At 62.0% G+C, this 22,042-nt stretch carries 16 protein-coding genes; 8 read left to right on the top strand and 8 right to left on the bottom strand.

Annotated features, from left to right (window positions below):
* Positions 1-24: 24 nt before the first annotated feature.
* The 3 genes from lolA to lrp form a co-directional block, all read right to left on the bottom strand.
* Positions 25-636 (bottom strand): outer membrane lipoprotein chaperone LolA, encoded by a 612-nt coding sequence (lolA, locus tag ACJ8IM_RS07940; RefSeq protein WP_019454555.1) that lies wholly within the window; start codon positions 634-636, stop codon positions 25-27.
* 198 nt (positions 637-834) lie between these two features.
* On the bottom strand, positions 835-4,488 hold the full coding sequence (locus ACJ8IM_RS07935) for a DNA translocase FtsK 4TM domain-containing protein (protein ID WP_033654254.1): 3,654 nt from the start codon (positions 4,486-4,488) through the stop codon (positions 835-837).
* Between the two features lie 120 nt (positions 4,489-4,608).
* Positions 4,609-5,103 carry a leucine-responsive transcriptional regulator Lrp gene (lrp, locus tag ACJ8IM_RS07930; RefSeq protein ID WP_004928318.1) on the bottom strand — a complete coding sequence of 165 codons (495 nt, stop codon included), beginning with the start codon at positions 5,101-5,103 and terminating at the stop codon, positions 4,609-4,611.
* A gap of 654 nt (positions 5,104-5,757) precedes the next feature.
* Here lrp and trxB point away from each other — a divergent pair.
* From trxB to infA, 5 genes are all read left to right on the top strand, one after another.
* The gene (gene trxB, locus ACJ8IM_RS07925) at positions 5,758-6,729 is read left to right on the top strand and encodes a thioredoxin-disulfide reductase (RefSeq protein ID WP_033637844.1); all 972 of its coding nucleotides are present in this window, start codon (positions 5,758-5,760) and stop codon (positions 6,727-6,729) included.
* 240 nt (positions 6,730-6,969) lie between these two features.
* A complete protein-coding gene (gene cydD / locus ACJ8IM_RS07920) occupies positions 6,970-8,736 on the top strand; it encodes a heme ABC transporter permease/ATP-binding protein CydD (protein ID WP_033654255.1) in 1,767 nt (588 codons plus the stop codon).
* 2 nt (positions 8,737-8,738) lie between these two features.
* Entirely contained in the window at positions 8,739-10,478 is a 1,740-nt protein-coding gene (gene cydC, locus ACJ8IM_RS07915; protein ID WP_033654256.1) for a heme ABC transporter ATP-binding protein/permease CydC, read from the top strand.
* A gap of 29 nt (positions 10,479-10,507) precedes the next feature.
* The gene (aat, locus tag ACJ8IM_RS07910; RefSeq protein WP_033637838.1) at positions 10,508-11,233 is read left to right on the top strand and encodes a leucyl/phenylalanyl-tRNA--protein transferase; all 726 of its coding nucleotides are present in this window, start codon (positions 10,508-10,510) and stop codon (positions 11,231-11,233) included.
* A gap of 105 nt (positions 11,234-11,338) precedes the next feature.
* On the top strand, positions 11,339-11,557 hold the full coding sequence (infA, locus tag ACJ8IM_RS07905) for a translation initiation factor IF-1 (protein WP_002211347.1): 219 nt from the start codon (positions 11,339-11,341) through the stop codon (positions 11,555-11,557).
* 205 nt (positions 11,558-11,762) lie between these two features.
* On the opposite strand, the gene clpA is transcribed toward infA, so the two are convergent.
* Positions 11,763-14,042 (bottom strand): ATP-dependent Clp protease ATP-binding subunit ClpA, encoded by a 2,280-nt coding sequence (gene clpA, locus ACJ8IM_RS07900; protein ID WP_025302261.1) that lies wholly within the window; start codon positions 14,040-14,042, stop codon positions 11,763-11,765.
* A 27-nt stretch (positions 14,043-14,069) separates the two neighbouring features.
* On the bottom strand, positions 14,070-14,390 hold the full coding sequence (gene clpS, locus ACJ8IM_RS07895; RefSeq protein ID WP_004928347.1) for an ATP-dependent Clp protease adapter ClpS: 321 nt from the start codon (positions 14,388-14,390) through the stop codon (positions 14,070-14,072).
* Between the two features lie 355 nt (positions 14,391-14,745).
* Here clpS and cspD point away from each other — a divergent pair, with 355 nt between their 5' ends.
* Complete coding sequence (gene cspD / locus ACJ8IM_RS07890) at positions 14,746-14,967, top strand: cold shock-like protein CspD (protein WP_004928349.1); 222 nt, start codon at positions 14,746-14,748, stop codon at positions 14,965-14,967.
* A gap of 87 nt (positions 14,968-15,054) precedes the next feature.
* On the opposite strand, the gene macB is transcribed toward cspD, so the two are convergent.
* The gene (macB, locus tag ACJ8IM_RS07885; protein ID WP_033654257.1) at positions 15,055-17,001 is read right to left on the bottom strand and encodes a macrolide ABC transporter ATP-binding protein/permease MacB; all 1,947 of its coding nucleotides are present in this window, start codon (positions 16,999-17,001) and stop codon (positions 15,055-15,057) included.
* Complete coding sequence (gene macA, locus ACJ8IM_RS07880; protein ID WP_033637836.1) at positions 17,001-18,116, bottom strand: macrolide transporter subunit MacA; 1,116 nt, start codon at positions 18,114-18,116, stop codon at positions 17,001-17,003. Before macA ends, macB begins: the two co-directional genes overlap by 1 nt.
* Positions 18,117-18,310: 194 nt before the next feature.
* Here macA and ACJ8IM_RS07875 point away from each other — a divergent pair, with 194 nt between their 5' ends.
* Positions 18,311-19,264: a VirK/YbjX family protein gene (locus ACJ8IM_RS07875; protein ID WP_033654258.1), complete on the top strand. Its 954-nt coding sequence runs from the start codon at positions 18,311-18,313 to the stop codon at positions 19,262-19,264.
* A 17-nt stretch (positions 19,265-19,281) separates the two neighbouring features.
* On the opposite strand, the gene ACJ8IM_RS07870 is transcribed toward ACJ8IM_RS07875, so the two are convergent.
* Positions 19,282-20,940, bottom strand: coding sequence for an ATP-dependent endonuclease (locus ACJ8IM_RS07870; RefSeq protein ID WP_033637834.1), 1,659 nt, complete (start codon positions 20,938-20,940; stop codon positions 19,282-19,284).
* Positions 20,941-21,127: 187 nt separating this feature from the next.
* Here ACJ8IM_RS07870 and ACJ8IM_RS07865 point away from each other — a divergent pair, with 187 nt between their 5' ends.
* Positions 21,128-22,024: a lysine exporter LysO family protein gene (locus ACJ8IM_RS07865; RefSeq protein WP_004928363.1), complete on the top strand. Its 897-nt coding sequence runs from the start codon at positions 21,128-21,130 to the stop codon at positions 22,022-22,024.
* Positions 22,025-22,042: the final 18 nt, after the last annotated feature.

The raw sequence follows: 22,042 nt of genomic DNA, 5'->3' as shown, positions 1-22,042 counted from the left end.
GACAGATTATTACTCACTTGCACCTCACTGGCGCTGGTCGTCCAGCGTCACCCCCTTCGGCGGGGTAAATTTGAATTTGGCCGGATCGGCGGCGACGTTCTGCTGGCTTTTCAGCGTGTAGGAACTGCGCTGGCCGTCCTGCTCCACCGCGGCGAAGCTGCGGATGGTGCCGCTGTTGGTCACGCTGATGGCGAACTGCTTCAGGTTGCCGCTGGCGGACTTCGGCGTCAGCTCGAAATCATCGCCCTTTTGCTTCACGTTGTACTGTTTCCAGTCGCTGGCATTATTGCGGGTGATCAGCATAAACGGCGTATTGCCGGTGGCGTTCTTCAGCCAGGTTGCCGTCACCTGCTCGACGAATGGGTTATAGAACCACAGGGTCTGGCCATCGGAGACCAGCACGCTCTCATCGGGCGAGGTCATATGCCAGTTGAACAGGTTTGGCCGCTTCACCCACAGCTCGCCTTCCCCCTGTTGCACCGCGGCGCCGTCGGCGCTGGTCACGGTTTGTGAGAAGCTGGCGTGGAAACTGTTCACCTTCGCCAGGCGACTTTGCAGATCCTGTGCGGCGTCGGCCAGCACGGAGGTAGAAGCGAATCCCGAAAGCAGACAACAGGCAACTAACAGTTTTTTCATTATTCCAGATACCTTATGAAATGCGTTAACCGCAGGGCGACGCCGTGCGGGTCAAATCAACCCTTTACCCCGTTACTTTACCCGAAGCCGGCGATCGGCCGGTAGGCCAATGTTCCGAGAAGAAACGGGTTTACGCTTCTTTGCACAAGGGCCGCTTAAGCGGCCCTTTCTTATTGAATTGCAATGGCTAAACGACCATCAATCGTGCCGCGGCGGCGCCAGCACCTCGCGGTTGCCGTTGTGCCCCTGCTCGCTGACGATGCCCTGCGCTTCCATCTGTTCGATGATGCGCGCCGCGCGGTTATAGCCGATACGGAACTGGCGCTGCACGCCGGAGATGGAGGCGCGGCGTTTGTCCACCACGAAATCCACCGCCTGGTCAAACAGCGGATCCAGCTCTTCGTCGCCATCCATACCGCCGCCAGCACCGCCCTCGCCGTCTTCGCCGCCGCTGAGAATGCCCTCTTTATATTGGGGCCGCTCGCGCGCTTTCCAATCCTTGACCACCGCGTGCACTTCCTGATCGCGCACGAATGCGCCATGCACTCGCACCGGAATCGAGGAGTTCGGCGCCAGATAGAGCATGTCGCCCATACCCAGCAAGGACTCGGCGCCCCCCTGATCGAGGATGGTGCGGGAGTCGATCTTGCTCGACACGGTAAAGGCGATACGCGTCGGGATGTTGGCCTTGATAAGACCCGTGATCACATCCACCGATGGACGCTGGGTCGCCAGCACCAGATGGATACCCGCTGCACGCGCTTTCTGCGCCAGGCGAGCGATCAACTCTTCGACCTTCTTGCCGACCGTCATGATCAGATCGGCGAATTCGTCGACCATCACCACGATGTACGGCTCTTTCTCCAACACCGGCGGCGTGATGTCCATGCTGTCGGTCGGCTTCCAGAACGGATCAGGGATCGGACGCCCCATCGCTTCGGCCTGATCGACGCGCTCGTTGTAGCCGGCCAGGTTACGCACACCCAGGGCAGACATCAGCTTGTAGCGGCGTTCCATTTCCCCCACGCACCAGCGCAGCGCGTTGGCGGCGTCTTTCATGTCGGTGACCACATCGGTCAACAGGTGAGGAATGCCTTCGTAAACCGACAGCTCCAGCATTTTCGGGTCGATCATGATAAAGCGCACTTCTTTCGGCGTGGCTTTATACAGGATGCTCAGGATCATGGCGTTGACCCCGACCGACTTACCGGAACCGGTGGTACCGGCGACCAGCAAGTGCGGCATTTTGCCCAGATCGGCCACCACCGGTTCGCCGGAGATGTCCTTACCCAATACGATGGACAGCGGCGACGGGTTGTCACGGAAGGCCGGGCAATCCAGCACTTCGCGCAGATACACCGTTTGCCGCTTGGCGTTCGGCAGCTCCAGACCGACGTAAGGCTTGCCGGGGATCACTTCTACCACGCGCACCGCCGACGTCGACAGCGAGCGCGCCAGATCGCGCGACAGGTTGGAAATGCGCGCCGCTTTAACGCCCGGCGCCAGATCCAGCTCGAAGCGGGTGATGACCGGCCCCGGCAGGATGTCTACCACGTCGGCTTTCACGCGGTAATCGGCCAGGCTGGCCTCCACCAGACGCGCCTTCTGTTCCAGCGCGAAGGAGTCGACCGGTTCTACCTCTTTCGGGGCCTCGGTCAGCAGATCCAGCGTCGGCAGCGGCGTGGTCGGCTTCTGCAGCGGCTGATCGTTGCGCATCAGGAACGGGTGAATCAAGCTGTCCATCGCCGGATGCTGCTCGGCCTGAGTTTGCTGAGGCTGCTGCTGCACCGGTTGCTGTGGCTGTTGATACTGCTGCTGCGACGGCTGTTGATACTGTTGTTGCTGCGGCTGCTGGTATTGCTGAGGCTGCGAGTGCGGTTGCTGAGGTTGGACAACCGGCGCCGCAGGCTCAAACTGGCCGAACGGCACGTCGTCCTGTTGCTCGCTTTGCTGTTCAATGCGCTCTTCAAGCTGCGGAGACAGCGTGAACATCGGCTCGCTCGGGCCATCATCCACCAGATCCGCCATCGGCGAGAAGCTGAAAGCATTGCGGGTATCCACCGGGCTGGCGGCCGGCGCTTGCGGAGCAGCCGCTTGCTGGCCGTAGCGCGCCTGCTGCTGCTCGGCGAACGCCTGGCGCAGCGCGGCCTCTTGCAGCGCCTCTTCGTCGTCTTGTTGATAGCCTTCGCCGTAGCGTTGGTTCTGCTGCTCGGCAAACGCCTTGCTCAGCTCGGCTTCCTGCAGGGCGCTCTCGTCATCTTGTTGCTCCGGCGCGTAGCTTTCGCCGTAGCGTTGGCTTTGCTGCTCGGCAAACGCCTGACGCAGCGCGGCTTCCTGCAGCGCCTCTTCTTCCTGCGGGCTCACCGCCGTCGGCTGCTGAGGATCCGCCTGGCGCTGTTCCTGCTCGGCCGCACGCTGCGAAGGCAGCTTGATGCCGTAAGAAGCCAGCTCGCGACGGGTCGGGATGCGCACCGGATTCGGCCGCGGCAGCTCAGGGCCGATGCCCTGCTTAACCTGCGGATTGCCGTCGCTGGTGGCCGTGAAGGCCGGCATGAAGGTCGCCGCTGCGGCGCCCGCAGCGGCAGCGGCAGCGGCTGCCGTATCCAGCTGTGGCTTGGCACCGGTAGCGCTGAAACCACCCGCTCCGCTGACGTCGGCGCTGTCGCGCTGCGCGGCGGTAAAATCAAAGGGAGAACGCGCCGGCGGCTGCGGCGCAGCCGGCTCTTGCCAATTGCCGAGACGCGGCTCATCGTCATCCTGATAAGGATCGACAGGGCGCGTCGCCTTCGGTGCAGGCGTTTCTTCCGGAATTTCGAAGGAGTACAGCGGCGGCGTGGCGTCTTGCGCCGGGGCGCTCACCGGGTGCTGATTGACCGAGGCCGGCGCGGCCGGCGCCACCGTTACCGACGGCGCCTGAGCGGCGATCGGCGCTGCAACGGGCTCGTGGATCGCTGCCTTCACTGCCGGTGCAGGCGAAACCACCGGCGCGATTGGCGCGGCGTCGGCTTCAACCTCAGCATCGTCGGTTCGCAGGCCGCTGAGCAACGGATCGGCGGCGTCTTCCGCCGCCTCTTTGGCGCTTTCAGTGACCGAAGGCGCAGAGAACAACACGTCGTCATCGGCGGCCGCGGCTCCGGCGGTGGTCGCGGCAACCGCTGCGGCGGCGCCCTTCCCTGCCTGCTCAGGCTCGTCGTCAACGTAACGCTCGTCATCCTCGAAATAACGCGCTTCGCGACGCGAACGGTTGGTCATGAAGGTCGCGACGCCCAGCACCGCCCCGCCGATCTTCTCGGCGATCACCAGCCAGGACCAGCCGGTAAACAGCGTCAGCCCCGCCGCCCACACGCACAGCAGCGCCAGCGTGGCGCCGATGCCGTTGAACCATGGCAACATGGCGTTGCTCAGCAGGCTGCCGATCACGCCGCCGGAAGCGAAGTAATAGAGATCGTCAACGTTCAGCGCCGCCAGCCCACAGGAGGTGAGCACTAACGCCAGGGTGCCGATCAGGCGCAGGGAGAGCGCGAAATAGTCGACGTAGTCTCTGTTGGCCCGTTGGCGATAGGCCGCCCAGCACAGAACCAGCATGATCGGCGGTATCGCGTAGGCGAGCACCCCGAAGGTGAAGAACAGCGTGTCGGCCAACCAGGCCCCAACACCGCCGCCCAAGTTGTGAATCGGCTCATGCCACGCGGTCTGCGACCAGCTTGGGTCAGACGGGTTGAAACTGACCAGCGCAGCCATGAGGTAAACGGCAAAAATCGCTACCACGATAAGCACAGCCTCCAGCAAACGCCGGCCACTGCTGAGTCTTTTCAGGGTAACTTCTTTATCTTCTGTATATTCCTGGCTCAAGAAAGGCTCTCCAGGTTCCTGTTAGCTGACATAGCAACAGCGCCGAGAAGCTTCCCCGGCGCCGAAACTGTATGAATAAACAGGAGTGTAACCAATTTAATCAGGTTTTGCACCTGCACCTTACCGTGTTTTGATAACCAGACGGTTACTCTGTTTCACTTCTTCCATCACTACGTAGGTACGGGTGTCGTTGACCCCCGGCAAACGCAGCAAGGTTTCGCCCAGCAGTTTACGGTAAGCCGACATGTCCGGTACGCGGGTTTTCAACAGGTAGTCGAAATCACCGGAAACCAGATGACACTCCTGAATCTCTTCAAGCTTCTGCACTGCCGAGTTGAATTGCTCAAACACATCCGGCGCGCCGCGGTTCAGCGTGATCTCCACGAAAACCAGCAGGGACGCATCCAGATAATGCGGGTTAAGCAATGCGGTATAGCCATGAATGAAACCCTGGCGCTCGAGACGGCGCACGCGTTCCAAACATGGTGTCGGGGATAACCCCACGCGCTTCGAAAGCTCGACGTTCGAAATACGCCCATCCTTCTGCAGCTCATTCAGGATGTTGCGGTCGATACGGTCAAGATCTTTACCCGGGCGTTTCTTGTTGTCTGCCATTATTATTGTCTCTCTTATTTTCTTCCGTGCACTTGCCACACCCTAGCCAACGTCAATGTGTAAGGGTTCGTTCCAAGCGAAGACCCGATGCCTGTCATATGCTTCTTCACTACCATCATTCCACGCCGCGCAGCCTGTCTGTCCAACCCCGCGCGGCGCCGGTAACGACGTTAAGGTCGAGAAAAAATCAGCAAACGCTTGCGCGCCCTGCTCCGCACATCCACCGCGCATTGCCGCCTCGCGGCGCAAATACGTACGATTTGCTGGTGTTACGGGGATAATTTCTTCTTCCTATGATGTTTTCGCAAATGCGCAGCGGATTGTCAAAGTAAAAGAAGCAAAATCAGAACAACGTACCGTCACGAAAAGTCTGCATCCCATTTTTGGTTATGAATCGCTGGCAGATAAACCCCGGCAGGGAGCGGCCTAAGTCGCAGAATGCGCCGTTTTTGCGCGCTTGGCGATTCAGCGGCCTAATGCGACTTTGATAAGGTAAATTTCTGCGTTCGGCGTACGATTTGCCGACAGCGGGTGCATTAATAGGCGACAACTATCATACAAATCGTTAACAACGTCGCCCGGCGCTTTTTTTACTGCGTCATTTTCCCTACAATCGGCTTCATTGTCCGCCATTGTGGAATAAAGAGGTTATTCATGGGCACGGCTAAACATAGCAAATTACTGATTCTGGGCTCCGGCCCGGCCGGTTACACCGCCGCCGTTTACGCGGCGCGCGCCAACCTGAGCCCGGTGCTGATCACCGGTATGGAACAAGGCGGCCAGCTGACCACCACCACTGAAGTGGAAAACTGGCCGGGCGACGCCGAAGGCCTGACCGGTCCGGCGCTGATGGAGCGCATGCGCGAGCATGCGGAGAAGTTCCAGACCGAAATCGTCTTCGATCACATCAACAGCGTCGATCTGCAGCAGCGTCCGTTCCGCCTGTTCGGCGACAGCGGCGAATACAGCTGCGACGCGCTGATCATCGCGACCGGCGCCTCCGCCCGCTATCTTGGCCTGCCTTCCGAAGAGGCCTTCAAGGGCAAAGGCGTTTCCGCCTGTGCGACCTGCGACGGCTTCTTCTACCGCAACCAGAAAGTCGCGGTGGTCGGCGGCGGCAACACCGCCGTTGAAGAAGCGCTGTACCTGTCCAACATCGCCGCCGAGGTTCACCTGATCCACCGCCGCGACAGCTTCCGCTCGGAGAAGATCCTGATCGACCGGCTGATGGAAAAAGTGAAAAGCGGCAACATCGTGCTGCACACCGACCATACGCTGGACGAAGTGCTGGGCGATGAAATGGGCGTGACCGGCGTGCGTATCCGCAGCACCAAAGCGGAAAACGAAACCCGTGAACTGGAACTGGCCGGCGTGTTCATCGCCATCGGCCACAGCCCGAACACCGGCATCTTCGGCGGCCAGCTGGAGCTGGAAAACGGCTACATCAAAGTGCAGTCCGGCATTCACGGCAATGCGACCCAAACCACCATCCCCGGCGTGTTCGCCGCGGGCGACGTGATGGATCACATCTACCGCCAGGCGATCACCTCCGCCGGCACCGGCTGTATGGCGGCGCTGGACGCGGAGCGTTACCTGGACGGCATCGCCGGCGCAGAAGTCTGCTAAAACGTTCTCTTCATCAGCAAAAAGCGGCTCTCGAGCCGCTTTTTTTGTTTCCCCCCTCCGTACTCCCCTTCTCGCGTCTGTTATAGCCACATTTGGCCGCTTTATTATTTTCAGTCTGCCGGGTGACGAGGTAACATGGGGCCTCGCTTGTTTGTCGCCGATTGCGCCAAACACTATTATTTAACAGTACGTTAACCCAGCCCGTAACAAACGGGCGCCGGCGACGCAGACGCATATCTGATGAAAAAAACCAGACAGCAACAGTTAACCCGTTGGCTTAAAACCCAGAGTTCGTTAGCGCAGCGTTGGCTGCGCCTTTCCATGCTGTTGGGGCTGTTCAGCGGCCTGCTGATCGTGGCGCAGGCGTGGCTGTTGGCCAGCCTGCTGCACGCCCTGATCATCGAGCATACCCCGCGCGAACAGCTGATCCCTTCGTTTATCTGGCTGGCCGCCGCGTTCGCGCTGCGGGCGCTGTTGAGCTGGCTGCGGGAACGGGTCGGTTTCCGGTGTGGCCAGGTGATCCGCCAGCGCATGCGCCAACAGGTGCTGGATAAGCTGCAGCAGCTCGGGCCGGCCTGGATCCAGGGCAAACCGGCGGGCAGTTGGGCCAGCATCATCATCGAGCAGATCGAGGATATGCAGGACTATTACTCGCGCTATCTGCCGCAGATGTATCTGGCGGTCTTCATCCCGCTGCTGATCCTGATCGCCGTCTTCCCGATCAATTGGGCCGCAGGCATCATTCTGCTGGCGACCGCGCCGCTGATCCCGCTGTTCATGGTGCTGGTCGGCATGGGGGCCGCCGACGCCAACCGCCGCAACTTCGTGGCGCTGGCGCGATTGAGCGGCAACTTCCTCGACCGCCTGCGCGGCCTGGACACCCTGCGGCTGTTCGACCGCGCGCAGGCCGAAACCGCGCAGATCGCCAAATCTTCCGAAGACTTCCGCAGCCGCACCATGGAAGTGCTGCGCATGGCCTTCCTCTCTTCCGGCGTGCTGGAGTTCTTCGCTTCGATCTCCATCGCCGTGGTGGCGGTGTACTTCGGCTTTTCCTACCTCGGCGAACTCAACTTCGGCAGCTACGGCCTCGGGGTAACGCTGTTTTCCGGTTTTCTGGTGCTGATTCTGGCGCCGGAGTTTTTCCAACCGCTGCGCGATCTCGGCACCTTCTACCATGCCAAGGCGCAGGCGGTCGGCGCGGCGGAAGCGCTGGAAACCTTCCTCAGCGCTGAAGGCGAGCAGATGGGCAACGGCACGCGGCAACTGCCCGCCGATCAACCGCTGACGCTGCAGGCGAACGCGTTGGAAATCCTGTCGCCGAACGGCGTACTGCTGGCCGGGCCGCTGAGCTTCACCCTGCAACCGCAGCAGCGCGTGGCGCTGGTCGGGCTGAGCGGCGCCGGTAAAAGCTCGCTGCTGAATCTGCTGCTCGGCTTCCTGCCCTATCGCGGATCGCTGACCGTCAACGGCGTCGAGCTGCGTGACCTGTCCGCAGAAAACTGGCGCCAGCAGCTGAGCTGGGTCGGTCAGAACCCGCACCTGCCGGCGCAAACCCTGCGCGCCAATATCCTGCTGGGCTGCCCGCAGGCCGACGAAGCGCAGCTGCAGCAGGCGGTGGAACTCGCCTACGTCAGCGAACTGCTCCCTTATCTGCCGCAGGGGCTCGACACTGAAGTGGGCGACAACGCCGCCCGCCTGTCGGTCGGCCAGGCGCAGCGCGTGGCGGTCGCCCGGGCACTGATCGGCCCGCGCCGCCTGCTGCTGCTGGATGAACCGGCCGCCAGCCTCGATGCCCACAGCGAGCAGCGGGTGATGCAGGCGTTGAACGCCGCTTCGCATCAGCAAACCACCCTGCTGGTGACGCACCAGTTGGAAGACACCGAAGACTACGATCAGATTTGGGTGATGGATAACGGGCGCATCGTGCAACAGGGCGATTACGCCACCCTCAGCGCCCAGCCGGGCCTGTTCGCCACTCTGATCGCTCATCGCCGCGGGGAGCTTTAATCATGCGCGTTTTGCTGCCGTTTTTGGCGTTGTACCGCCGCCATAGCCTGCTGATTAGCCTCGGCATCCTCTTGGCGATCGTCACTCTGCTGGCCAGCATCGGCCTGCTGGCGCTCTCCGGCTGGTTCCTGGCCGCCTCGTCGCTGGCCGGATTGGCGGGCCTGTTGACCTTTAACTACATGCTGCCGGCCGCCGGCGTGCGCGGCGCGGCGATCTTCCGCACCGCCGGGCGCTACGCTGAGCGCGTGGTCAGCCACGACGCCACCTTCCGCGTGCTGTCGCATCTGCGGGTGTTCACCTTCAGCAAGATCCTGCCGCTGACGCCGGGCGGCATCGCCCGTTTCCGCCAGGCCGAGCTGCTCAACCGCCTGGTGGCGGACGTGGACACGCTGGATCACCTTTATCTGCGGGTGATCTCGCCGCTGATCAGCGCAGCGGTGGTGATCCTGGTGGTCACCTACGGCCTGAGCTGGCTGGATCCTGCACTCGCCCTGACGCTGGGCGGCATCCTGTTGCTGTTGTTGCTGCTGGTGCCGCCGGTGTTTTATCGCGCCGGCAAGCCGATCGGCGGCCAGCTTACCGCGCTGCGCGGCCAATACCGCACCGACCTGACCGCCTGGCTGCAGGGGCAGGCGGAATTGGTGGTGTTCGGCGCCGTCAACGACTTCCGCCAGACGCTGAACGCCACCGAACAGCGGTGGCAACGCCGCCAGTGGCAGCAGGCCTCGCTGAGCGGCATGGCGCAGGCGCTGATGATCCTCGCCAGCGGGCTGACGGTAACGCTGCTGCTGTGGCTGACCGCCGCCGGCATCGGCGGCGATACCCAGCCCGGCGCGCTGATCGCGCTGTTTGTCTTCGCCGCGCTGGCGTCGTTCGAAGCGCTGATGCCGGTCGCCGGCGCCTTCCAGCACCTCGGCCAGGTCATTGCCTCCGCCACGCGGGTCAAGCAGATCATCGATCGTCAGCCGGAGGTCACCTTCCCGGCCGCCGGCCCGGCCGCCGCCGATCGGGCTCAGCTTAGCCTGCAGCAGCTGAGCTTCACCTACCCCGACCAACCGCAGCCGGTGCTGCGCGACGTCACGCTCGAGGTCGCGGCCGGCGAACACATCGCTTTGCTCGGCCGCACCGGCTGCGGCAAGTCCACCCTGCTGCAGCTGCTGACCCGCGCCTGGCGCACCGACGGCGGAAAAATTCTGCTCAACGGCGAACCGCTGGAGGATTATGATGAAGCCACGCTGCGTCGGATGACCACGGTCGTCAGCCAGCGGGTGCATATCTTCAGCGATACGCTGCGGGAAAACCTGCGGCTGGCCGCGCCGGATGCCGACGACGCTTGCCTGAGCGAGGTGCTGCGGCAGGTGGGGCTGGATAAATTGCTGGACAGCGACGGCGGGCTGAACGCCTGGCTGGGCGAAGGCGGCCGGCAGCTGTCCGGCGGCGAACAGCGCCGCCTGGGCATCGCCCGCGCGCTGCTGCACCCGGCCCCGCTGCTGCTGCTCGACGAACCGACCGAAGGGCTGGACGCCGAAACCGAGCAGCAGATCCTGGCGCTGCTGCGCCGGCATTGTCAGGGTAAAACGCTGATCCTAGTGACGCACCGTCTGTACGGCCTGGAGCATCTCGACCGCATTTGCGTAATGGACGACGGCCGGATTGTCGAACAGGGCGATCACGCCACCCTGATGCGCCGGCAGGGCCGCTATGCCCGCTTTCGCAACCGTATCAGCAACCTGGCGCCGTAATCGGCCCGTAGAGGACGCAGAGACCCCGTATGCGCATCGTGAAGCTTTCCCCACAGTCGCTGGCGTTCCCCTCGCCTGAAAGCGCCCTGCGCGACCCTAACGGCCTGCTGGCTATCGGCGGCGACCTGACGGCGCCGCGGCTGCTGGCGGCCTACGAGCGCGGCATCTTCCCCTGGTATTCGCCGGGGGAAGCCATCCTGTGGTGGTCGCCCGATCCGCGTGCGGTGCTGTTCCCGACAGAGTTTCATCTCAACCGCAGCCTGAAACGCTTTTTGCGCCACGATCCGTTTCGCATCACGCTCAATCACGACTTCGCCGCGGTGATCGCCGCCTGCGCCCACCGGCCGGATGAAGGCACCTGGATCGGCCCGGAGGTGCAGCGCGCCTATCAGCATCTGCACCGCCTCGGCTACGCGCACTCGGTGGAGGTATGGCAGGATAATCAACTGGTCGGCGGCATGTATGGCGTGGCGCAGGGCGCGTTGTTCTGCGGCGAATCGATGTTCAGCCGCGTCACCAACGCCTCAAAATGCGCATTGATGGCCTTTTGCCGCCATTTTGCCGCTTATGGCGGGGAATTGATTGACTGCCAGGTGCTGAACGCTCACACTGCCCGCCTTGGCGCGCGTGAAATTCCGCGCCGTCAATTTTTGCAGCAGCTCAGCACCCTTCAACGGCGGCCTTTGGCGCCGGCGTGCTGGGAGCCGCAAGTCATATCCCCACAGCCGGCTGAACCGCCCTCTCCAGTAAACTAATTGGTGGAAACGGTGCAATGTTCACCGACACATCTTTACATAATGGGGGTTTTTCGGCATTATCTTGCCGGTTAAAAACTAAGGTAGTTAGACCTAGAGGATTCGATGGCCAAAGAAGACAATATTGAAATGCAGGGCACCGTTCTTGATACGCTGCCGAACACCATGTTCCGCGTTGAATTGGAAAACGGGCACGTGGTAACCGCACACATCTCCGGTAAAATGCGTAAAAACTATATCCGCATCCTGACGGGCGACAAAGTCACTGTAGAGCTGACCCCGTACGACCTGAGCAAAGGCCGCATTGTCTTCCGTAGCCGTTAATCGGCTCACCGCGCGCCACACGTTGGCGGCATCGAGGATGTAATCCCTCGGGAGCCCTTTCCGTTTACCCCCGCAGCGACGTTACACAACGGGTTGCAGGTGCGCAGGTAAACTGAGAGGGCTCACTCGTTTCTGTTGTACGGTGAATCTCACCCATAAAAAAAGCGATGCCGAAGCATCGCTTTTTCTTTGCCTGAAGGCGGCCTTAGTGCACCGCGCCCTCGTCCGCCTTGCGCTTGGCGGCGCTGAGGAAGTGGTAGGTCAGCTGTTTCTTGTCCTTGTCCAGCTCGACCTTCACGGAGCCGCCGTCCACCAGCGAGCCGAACAGCAGTTCGTTGGCCAACGGTTTCTTCAGGTTCTCCTGCATGACGCGCGCCATCGGACGAGCGCCCATCGCGCGGTCGTAGCCCTTCACCGACAGCCAGTCGCGCGCTTCGTCGCTCACTTCCAGCGAGACGCCCTTCGCATCCAGCTGCGCCTGCAGTTCGACAATAAACTTGTCGACCACCTGCTGGATCACCTCGGTAGACAGATGGTTGAACCAGATGATGTTGTCCAGACGGTTGCGGAACTCCGGCGTAAACACCTTCTTGATCTCTTCCATCGCGTCGGTGCTGTTGTCCTGCTGCACCAGGCCGATCGATTTGCGTTCGGTTTCCCGCACCCCGGCGTTGGTGGTCATCACCAGGATCACGTTGCGGAAGTCCGCCTTGCGGCCGTTGTTGTCGGTCAGCGTGCCGTTGTCCATCACCTGCAGCAGCAGGTTGAACACGTCCGGGTGCGCCTTCTCGATCTCATCGAGCAGCACCACCGCATGCGGATGCTTGATCACCGCATCGGTCAGCAGCCCGCCCTGATCGTAACCGACATAGCCCGGAGGCGCGCCAATCAGACGGCTGACGGTATGCCGCTCCATGTACTCGGACATGTCGAAACGCAGCAGCTCGATATCCATCGCCTTGGCCAACTGTACGGTGACCTCGGTTTTCCCGACCCCGGTCGGCCCGGCGAACAGGAAGGAACCGACCGGCTTGCGCTCGTGGCCCAGGCCGGCGCGGCTCATCTTGATCGCTTCGGTCAGCGCTTCGATCGCCTGATCCTGGCCGAACACCAGCATCTTCAGGCGATCGCCCAGGTTTCTCAGCACGTCGCGATCGCTGGCCGACACGGTTTTCTCCGGGATGCGAGCGATGCGCGCCACCACGGATTCGATATCGGCCACGTTGACGGTTTTCTTGCGCTTGCTGGCCGGCATCAACCGGCTGCGGGCGCCCGCCTCGTCGATCACGTCGATCGCCTTGTCCGGCAGATGACGATCGTTGATGTATTTCACCGACAGCTCCACCGCGGCGCGGATCGCCTTGGCGGTATAACGCACGTCGTGGTGCGCTTCATACTTGGTCTTCAGGCCGTTGATGATCTGAACGGTCTCTTCCGCCGTCGGTTCGGTGATGTCAATCTTCTGGAAACGGCGCGCCAGGGCACGATCCTTTTCGAAGATGTTGCTGAACTCCTGGTAGGTGGTCGAGCCGATCACCCGGATCTTGCCGCTCGACAGCAGCGGTTTGATCAGGTTGGCGGCATCCACCTGCCCACCGGAAGCCGCGCCGGCGCCGATGATGGTGTGAATTTCATCGATGAACAGAATGCTGTTCTGATCCTGCTCCAGCTGCTTGAGCAGCGCCTTGAAGCGCTTCTCGAAGTCGCCGCGGTATTTGGTGCCGGCCAGCAGTGAACCGATGTCCAGCGAATACAGCGTGCAGTCCGCCATCACTTCCGGCACGTCGCCCTGCACGATACGCCAGGCCAGGCCCTCGGCGATGGCGGTCTTGCCGACGCCGGATTCGCCGACCAGCAGCGGGTTGTTTTTACGACGGCGGCACAGCACCTGAATCGCGCGCTCCAGCTCACGATCGCGGCCGATCAACGGGTCGATGCCGCCCACACGGGCCAACTGATTGAGGTTGGTGGTGAAGTTTTCCATACGGTCTTCCCCTCCGGACTGCTCTTCGTTCACCGGGTTTTCCGCATTCGGCGCTTGGCCCGGCTCGTCTTTACGCGTGCCATGTGAAATGAAGTTCACCACGTCGAGACGGCTGACGTCGTGTTTGCGCAGCAGATAGGCCGCCTGCGACTCCTGCTCGCTGAAGATGGCCACCAACACGTTGGCGCCGGACACTTCGCTGCGGCCGGAAGATTGCACATGGAAGACCGCGCGCTGCAGCACGCGCTGGAAGCTGAGCGTCGGCTGAGTGTCGCGCTCTTCTTCGCCGGCGGGCAGCGTCGGTGTGGTTTGTTCGATGAAGGCTTCCAGCTCCTGGCGCAACGCGGCCAGATCCACCGTACATGCCTCAAGCGCTTCTCGCGCGGCAGGGTTGCTCAGCAACGCCAGCAACAGGTGCTCCACGGTCATAAACTCGTGTCTGTGCTCACGCGCCCTGGCGAAAGCCATGTTGAGACTGAGTTCCAGTTCTTGATTGAGCATAAGCACCTCCCCAATAGATTGCCTTATTCAGGCTTTTTCCAGCGTACAAAGCAACGGATGCTCGTTCTCCCTTGCGTACCGGTTCACATGGACGACTTTGGTTTCCGCCACCTCGGCGGTAAAAACACCACAGATCGCCTTGCCTTGATAGTGGACCGTGAGCATCAGTTGCGTTGCGCGTTCAATATCATAAGAAAAGAACTTTTGCAGAACGTCAATCACAAATTCCATCGGTGTGTAATCGTCGTTGTTAAGTATAACTTTATACATAGACGGCGGTTTTACCGCATCGATTTGTTTTTCTTCGGCCAAGTGTTCAAAGTTTAGCCAGTCGTTGTTATTGCCCATCGCTGCTCATCTTCTCTGCTCTGCCCTCAGATATGGGGGCAGGTTTCGGTTATTCAAAGTGGGGATAGTTACTATTTTATCATCTTCGGCATCGTCCCGCCGCACTGTAACGTGCGCAAAAAAACGGGCCAATTGTGACTGAATCGTGGCAATAGCGTTACCTGCTTCAAACTTTGGTGAACTGCTCCCCGCCGACAAAAGCCGATCCCTTGACGCCCCGATCATTTGCTCTAGAGTGTAAATTCGTGGCTGGTGGTCTTTTAACCACCCCTTGTCCACCCTGCTACCCGCCCACGGCGGGTGCGAAATCAGTTATTCATCTCACTTAAAATAGCGTTGCGAGGGATGTAAAAGCATGGAGACGGGTACTGTTAAATGGTTTAACAACGCCAAAGGTTTTGGCTTCATCTGCCCAGCCGGCGGCGGCGAAGATATTTTCGCGCATTATTCCACCATCAAGATGGATGGTTACAGAACGTTGAAGGCGGGCCAGCAGGTCAGCTTCGACGTGCATCAAGGGCCGAAAGGGAACCATGCCAGTCTTATTGTGCCGGTGGAAAGCGAGGCGCTGTCCTAAACGCTTCCGGCAAAGTCGCGCTGCACTGAGCGTGACTGCGATAAAAATGCCAGCCGCCGTGTGACTGGCATTTTTTATGCCTGTTACCTACTCGCGCGCCAGCGCATCGATCGGATTCAGCCGCGCGGCATTGCGCGCCGGCAGATAGCCGAACACCACGCCGATGCCGGTGGAACAGAGGAACGCACTCAGCAACGCCGCCGGCGGGAAGCTGATCTGCCAGCCCGGCAATACCAGCTGCACCGCCAGGCCGATGGCGAACGACAGCGTAATCCCCAGCGCGCCCCCCACCAGGCAGACCAGAACCGCTTCGATCAGGAACTGCTGCAACACGTCGCCGGAACGGGCGCCCACCGCCATGCGGATGCCGATCTCGCGCGTGCGTTCGGTCACCGACACCAGCATGATATTCATCACGCCGATGCCGCCGACCACCAGCGAAATCACCGCCACCAGCGTCAGGAACAGCTGCAGCGTGCGGGTGGTTTTCTCGGCGGTTTGCACCAGGCTGTCCATGTTATAGGTGAAGAAGTCCTTCTTGCCGTGGCGCAGCGTCAACAGGCGCGACAGCTGCTGTTCCGCTTCCTTGCTGTCGTAGCCGTCGCGGATGCGCACGGTGATCGAGTCAAAATAATTGTTGCCCATCAATCGGTTGGCCATGGTGCTGTAAGGCACCCACACGTTCAGCGTCTTGCTGCTGCCGAACATCGACTGCTTCTCCCTGGCCACGCCGACCACCGTCGCCGGCATGTTGCCTACCAGGATCACCTCACCCACCACGTTCTTCTGGTGCGGGAACAGCCGCCGCTGGGTATTGGCGTCGATCACCACCGTCTGCGCCTGCGACTGCACCTGCATCGAGTCGATGCCGACGCCCTGGGTAAAGCTCATGCCGTACACGCGGAAGAACTGCTCGCTGACGCCGTTGACGTTGGCCGCCGCGTCGACGTTGCCCAAGCGCAGCCGCATGCTGCTGCTGATGCTCGGCGACAGCGCGCTGATGTACGGCTGTTCGCGCAGCGCATCGAGATCGCCGTATTTCAACGATTGCCGGTAGGTCGGATCGTCGTCGCCGAAGTCCTTGCCGGGATAGATATCGACGGTGTTGGTGCCGATAGATTTAATGTCCGCCAGCACCATCTGCTTGGCGGCATCGCCGATCACCAGGATCGACACCACCGAGGCGATGCCGATAATGATGCCGAGCATGGTCAGCGCGGTGCGCATCTTGTTGGCCGCCATCGCACGCCAGGCCATCACCAGCGCCTCGCGGAAACGGCCGCCCACCTGCCGCCAGGAAGGTGCCGCAGTGGCCAGCGCCAGCGGCTTGGCCTGCGCATTCTCCTGCTGTGCCGGACGCGAATCGGCGATGATCTCGCCATCGCGGATCTCGATGATCCGCTCCGCCTGGCACGCCACCGCCGGATCGTGGGTCACCAGGATCACCGTGTGGCCCTGGGCGCACAGCTGTTTGAGGATCGCCATCACCTCTTCGCCGGAGTGGCTGTCGAGCGCGCCGGTCGGTTCATCCGCCAGGATCACCTGCCCGCCGTTCATCAGCGCGCGGGCGATGCTGACGCGCTGCTGCTGGCCGCCGGAAAGCTGGCTCGGCCGGTAGTTGACGCGCTCCCCCAGCCCCAGACGCCGCAACAGCGCCTCCGCCCGCTCGCGCCGCGCCGCTTTGCCCAGCCCCGCGTACACCGCCGGCACTTCGACGTTGTGCGCTGCGCTCAGGTGCGGCAGCAGATGATAGCGCTGAAAGATAAAGCCGAAATGCTCGCGCCGCAGCTGCGCCAGCGCATCGTCGCTCAGCGTCGCCACATCCTGCCCGGCCACCCGATACACGCCGGCGCTCGGCTTGTCCAGACAGCCGAGAATGTTCATCAGCGTCGATTTGCCGGAGCCGGAGGCCCCCATGATCGCCACCATTTCACCGGCGTCGATGCTCAGGCTGATCCCCTTCAGCACCTCCACCGTCTGCTCACCGGAACGGTAGCTGCGGCGGATGCCGCTCAGCTGCAACAGCGCCGCCATCAGCCGGCCTCCACGCCGCCGCGGCTGACGATCACCTCATCGCCCGCCTCGAGGCCGCTGAGGATCTGCACGTCGATATTGTTACGCAGGCCGATAGCCACCTCGCGCTTCTCTTCCTTGCCCTGCTTCAGCACCGAGACGTGGTAGCGATTGTCGGCGATCTGATCGCCCAGCGCCGCCAGCGGGATCACCAGCGCCTGCTCGACGCCGGCCAACTGAATATGCACCTGCGCCGTCATTTGCAAGCGCAGCAGCCTTTCCGGGTTGGGCACTTCGAAACGCGCATAATAGAAGATGGCGTTGTTGACCTTTTCCGGCGTCGGCTGAATGTCTTTCAGCACGCCGTCGAAGCGCCGGGTCGGATCGCCCAGCACCGTGAACCAGGCCTTCTGACCCGGCTTGAGGTTGATGACGTCGGCCTCCGACACCTGCGCCTTCACCAGCATGGTGCCGAGATCCGCCAGCGTCAGAATGTTCGGCGCCTGCTGCGCCGCGATCACCGTCTGGCCCTGCAGCGTGGTGATCTGCACCACGTCGCCATCCATCGGCGCCTCGATGCGGGTATAGGCCAGGTTGATCTTGGCGGTATCCAGGCTGGCCTGGTTCCGCGCGATCTGCGCATTGATGGTGCCCACCTGCGCTTTCTTCACCGCCAGCTGCGTCGCCGCCTGATCCAGATCCTGGCGCGACACCGCCTGCAGCTTGGCCAGCGCCTGGTTGCGCTGCAGCGTGACCGCCGCCAGCTGCTGTTCGGCCTGCGCCTGCAGCAGTTGAGCATGCAGTTCACGCAGCGTCGCCTCGCCTTCGCGGATGCTGTTCTGCGCCTGTTGCGGATCGATAACGCCCAGCAACTGGCCTTTCTTCACCTTGTCGCCGATCTCGACATACAGCTTTTCCAACTGCCCGCTGACCTGCGCGCCGACGTCAACCTTGCGCACCGCGTCCAGCTGGCCGGTCGCCAACACGTTCTGCTGCAGATCGCGTTTGCTGGCTTTCACCGTTTTGAAATCGGTTGGCGCCGGATGGCGAAAGTGCCAAACGGCCGCCGCGGCAAGCGCCGCAATGACCGCCAGAACGAGTATCCAGCGGCGTTTATGTCCTGTAAACCCTGTCAAAATTGACCTGCCTGTGCTTGTGAATATCAACCGCCCATTGCGGCGGCGGAGCTAAATTAGCACGCACCGTAGGGAATAACTAAACCTTAGCTCAACACAATGTGGAGACACGCCTGGTTACAGTTCAGCATTGAACTCCCGTTTAGTGAAGCCTTGATGAAATAGCGCCATTCAATACAGCCAAGGATTTCATCATGTCACAGCTCAGCTACCCACTCGCCTCCGCCCGGCCGCTTAACGGCTGGCAACTGATGACGGCGCTGATCAATGGCGAAAAGGCGCCAAGCAACGCCTGGAAAAAGCCCGCGTTTCGCCTGAAGTTTCTCGGCCGTTCGCTGCTCAACTGGCGCACCACCAGCGGCCTGCTCAGCACCCTGGCCAGCAACCCGCTGCTGGAGGAGATCCTGAGCGCGCAGCCGAACCTGCCGTGCAAACTGCATCGCCCGTACCTGGCGGCCAACATGAGCAAGATAGAATGCCTGTTCGCCCTGCGCGATCATTACGATCTCATCGCGCAGCGCATGCCGCTGAAGATGCGCCTCGGCCACCTCGGCCCGCAGCCTTTCGTGCTGGCCCGCGCGATGGGCAAAAACGGAGCGCCGATCGCGCTGGAACTGGCGGCGATCGACAAGCTGAATAAGGAAGGGGAAGCCACGCTGCTGCTGCGCAACGCCAACGGCGTGATGCTGGCGGAGATCACCTTTGCGCTGATGCATTATCAGCAGCAGCCGACGCTGTTCATCGGCGGCCTGCAGGGCGCAAACCATGAGGTGCCGCACGCCGAGATCCAGCACACCACCAAAGAGTGCCACGGCCTGTTCCCCAAACGGCTGGTGCTGGAAGGCATCTGCACGCTGGCGCGGCACCTCGGCATCCGCCAGATCGTGGCGGTCGGCAACGCCACCCATATCTATCAAAACTGGCGTTACCAGAGTAAGAAGAAGGACCAACTGCACGCCGATTACGATCAGTTCTGGCTGTCGATGGGCGCCAAACCGCTCGACAGCGGCTATTTCCTGCTGCCCGAGCGCATCGCCCGCAAGCCGATCGAAGAAGTTGCCAGCAAGAAGCGCGCCGAGTATCGCCGCCGCTATCAGCTGCTGGACGAGCTGGAACAGGGATTGGCGGCGCATTTCTGCGCCCGATAACGCCCGGAGGGCCGTCGTCAGTCCGCCCGGCCGCGCGCCAGCCAGATCACCCGTGAGAACATTTTCTTCAGCAGCGGCGGCACCGAGTCCGTGCCCCATTCGCCGGCCTGCATCGCGACCTCGATCGCCAGATCCGGCTTCGACGAGTGGTGGACCGCTTTCAGGATCACCTTGCGCACCGGCATTTGCGCGTTGATCGGCACCGACGCCATCCGGTGATAGACCGGGCCGAACCCTTCGCGGAACATGAAGTGTTCCATATCCGGCGCCGGCAGCGCGGTCAGCCGATCGCGTTCGTTGTCTTCATGATTGTCCAGCAGGCTGCGCACGGTATTGGCGTACTTTTTGCCCGCCTCATCGCCGTCCACCAGCGCATGCCACTCGATGCCCATGCGGCGGGCGAAGCGCAGCAGCGGCTTCAGGCCGCACTGGGCGAACTCGATGACCCGCACCCCTTCCGCCTCGAAATGGTAGCCGCACTGCCGCGCCAGCTCGTTCAGCAGCCACACTTCGGTCTCGCCCTCCACCAGCAGCCAGCAGCGGGCGAACAGCGACGACGGCCGGTTGAAACGGATGTGAAACGCGATGCGCCGCCCGTCTTCGGCGCTCAGCCCGCGCGGCCCGAGACGGTAGGTCGCGACCCGCCCCGACTCGCGCACCAGCCGGCAGACGTGCTCCACCGGCACCAGCGACACCAGTTCGCTGGAGTTGGTGGTGGTGATGCGCTGCAGCGGCAACTGATTGAGCAGCCCCCAGGCCACCGACAGCATAATCGGGTGCAGGCGAGTTTCCGGGTCTTCCACCAGCAGCAGCGGCCGTGCATGCGCATCCAGCTTGACGTCGCCCTTGGCCTGCAGCAGGGTGGAAAACATCCCCAGCAGGATCAGGCGCATGCTGCGGCTGTTCGGCTCGGCCACCATACGGTTGATGCCGTCCAGCGCACGCCAGGCATCCTGCTCCGGTTCGCCGCCGCGGCGGCGCGGCCGCGTCACCTGCGAACTTTGCTCAGCGAAGTAGTGCTCCAGCAGTTGCTGCATGGCCGCCAGCCCCTGACGCAGTTCGCCGTTGGTCAGCTTCTGCGGATTGCGCACCAGCTCGCGCGTCAGCTGATCCAACTGCTGCGCCAGCGCCTGGGTATCGGGTTTGCGTTCATCGCCGAGGCTGCTGGGGCGCAGGCGACGAATAAAGCGCGCGTCGCGCAGGCGCAATACCGGATGAATGCGGATGATGGCGTGGGCCAGCTGTTCGATATGGTGCAGTTGAAAGGCGTTGCCGTCGGCGTCGAGAAAACCGCGCCAGGTGCACACCGTGCCGTCGTCGGCCAGCTCGCCTTCGCAGCGGTAATGAATGCGGCTCAGACCATCTTCGCCCTTGACCCACAGCGGCGTCAGGTGGCGATAGCGCGGCAGGTGCGCATGGCCGATGTCTTTTTCGCAGAAGGTGAACACCACCTGCAGGTGGCGCTCTTTGGCCGCCTCTTCTCCGGGCGGGAAATGGAAGTCGTGCGCCTCAAACCGATACAGCTTCTGCTCCGGCGCTAGCAGCAGCGTCAGCGCATCCAGCAGGCTGGATTTACCCCAGGCGTTTTCGCCGAGCAACAGCGTGTTGTCGTCCAGCATCAGGGACAGCCGGTTAATGCCGCGAAAACCTACAATTTCGATACGCTCCAAGAACATCCGCCGCCTCCCGTGCGCGCCGTCGCCTCGTCAATGAGGCAACCTTCACAGAGCATGGTCAAAAAACCCCTTGCAGGTCAAGCGGCCAACGTCAAATCTGCCGCTTTACTCCGGCCGGGCTTTTGGTTAGCGTGTGCTCCTCGCCGCCGTTCGGCGCGCGCCAAAACTCAAGGACACAAGCTGCACCATGTACTCAGGACTGTTGATTATTCTGTTACCGCTGATTGTCGGTTACCTCATTCCCTTACGCCATCGCCCGCTGCTGGTGCTGATCAACCGGCTGCTGAGCTGGATGGTGTACGTGATCCTGTTTTTCATGGGTATCAGCCTGGCGTTCATGGAAGATCTCAGCAGCAACCTGGTGCTGATCTTCCAATACAGCGCGGTGTTCTTCTTCTGCATTCTCTGCGCCAATCTGCTGTTGCTGGCGCTGCTGGAGCGGCGCATGCCGTGGCGCAGCAGCCATAAACAGGAAAAGCTGCCTTCGCGCGTGCACATGGCGCTGGAGTCGCTCAAGCTGTGCGGCGTGGTGCTCGGCGGCTTCCTGCTCGGCCTGACGCAGTGGCAATGGCTGCAGTTCGCCCATAAAGGCAGCGAATATGCGCTGATCTTCCTGCTGTTGCTGGTCGGTATTCAGCTGCGCAACAGCGGCATGACGCTGCGCCAGATCGTGCTCAACCGCCGCGGCACGCTGGTGGCGTTGGTGGTGACCGTCGCGTCGCTGGCCGGCGGCGCGCTGGCGGCGCAGCTGCTGGGGCTGCCGGTCAAGGCCGGGCTGGCGATGGCCTCCGGCTTCGGCTGGTATTCGCTGTCGGGTATTCTGATCACCGACGCCTACGGCCCGGTGATGGGCAGCGCCGCGTTCTTCAACGATCTGGCGCGCGAGCTGGTGGCGATCATGCTGATCCCGACGCTGGTGCGCCGCAGCCGCTCCACCGCCCTCGGCCTGTGCGGCGCCACCTCGATGGACTTCACCCTGCCGGTGCTGCAGCGCAGCGGCGGGCTGGACATGGTGCCCCCCGCCATCGTGCACGGCTTCCTGCTGAGCCTGCTGGCGCCGGTGCTGATCGCCCTGTTCTCCTGATCCTCTCCCCTGGGGGCC

This window comes from Serratia sp. CY33525, assembly GCF_052169115.1.
Taxonomy (GTDB): domain Bacteria; phylum Pseudomonadota; class Gammaproteobacteria; order Enterobacterales; family Enterobacteriaceae; genus Serratia; species Serratia sarumanii.
The sequence above is the reverse complement of the archived record's forward strand: the minus strand, read 5'-3'. Positions and strand labels throughout refer to the sequence as shown.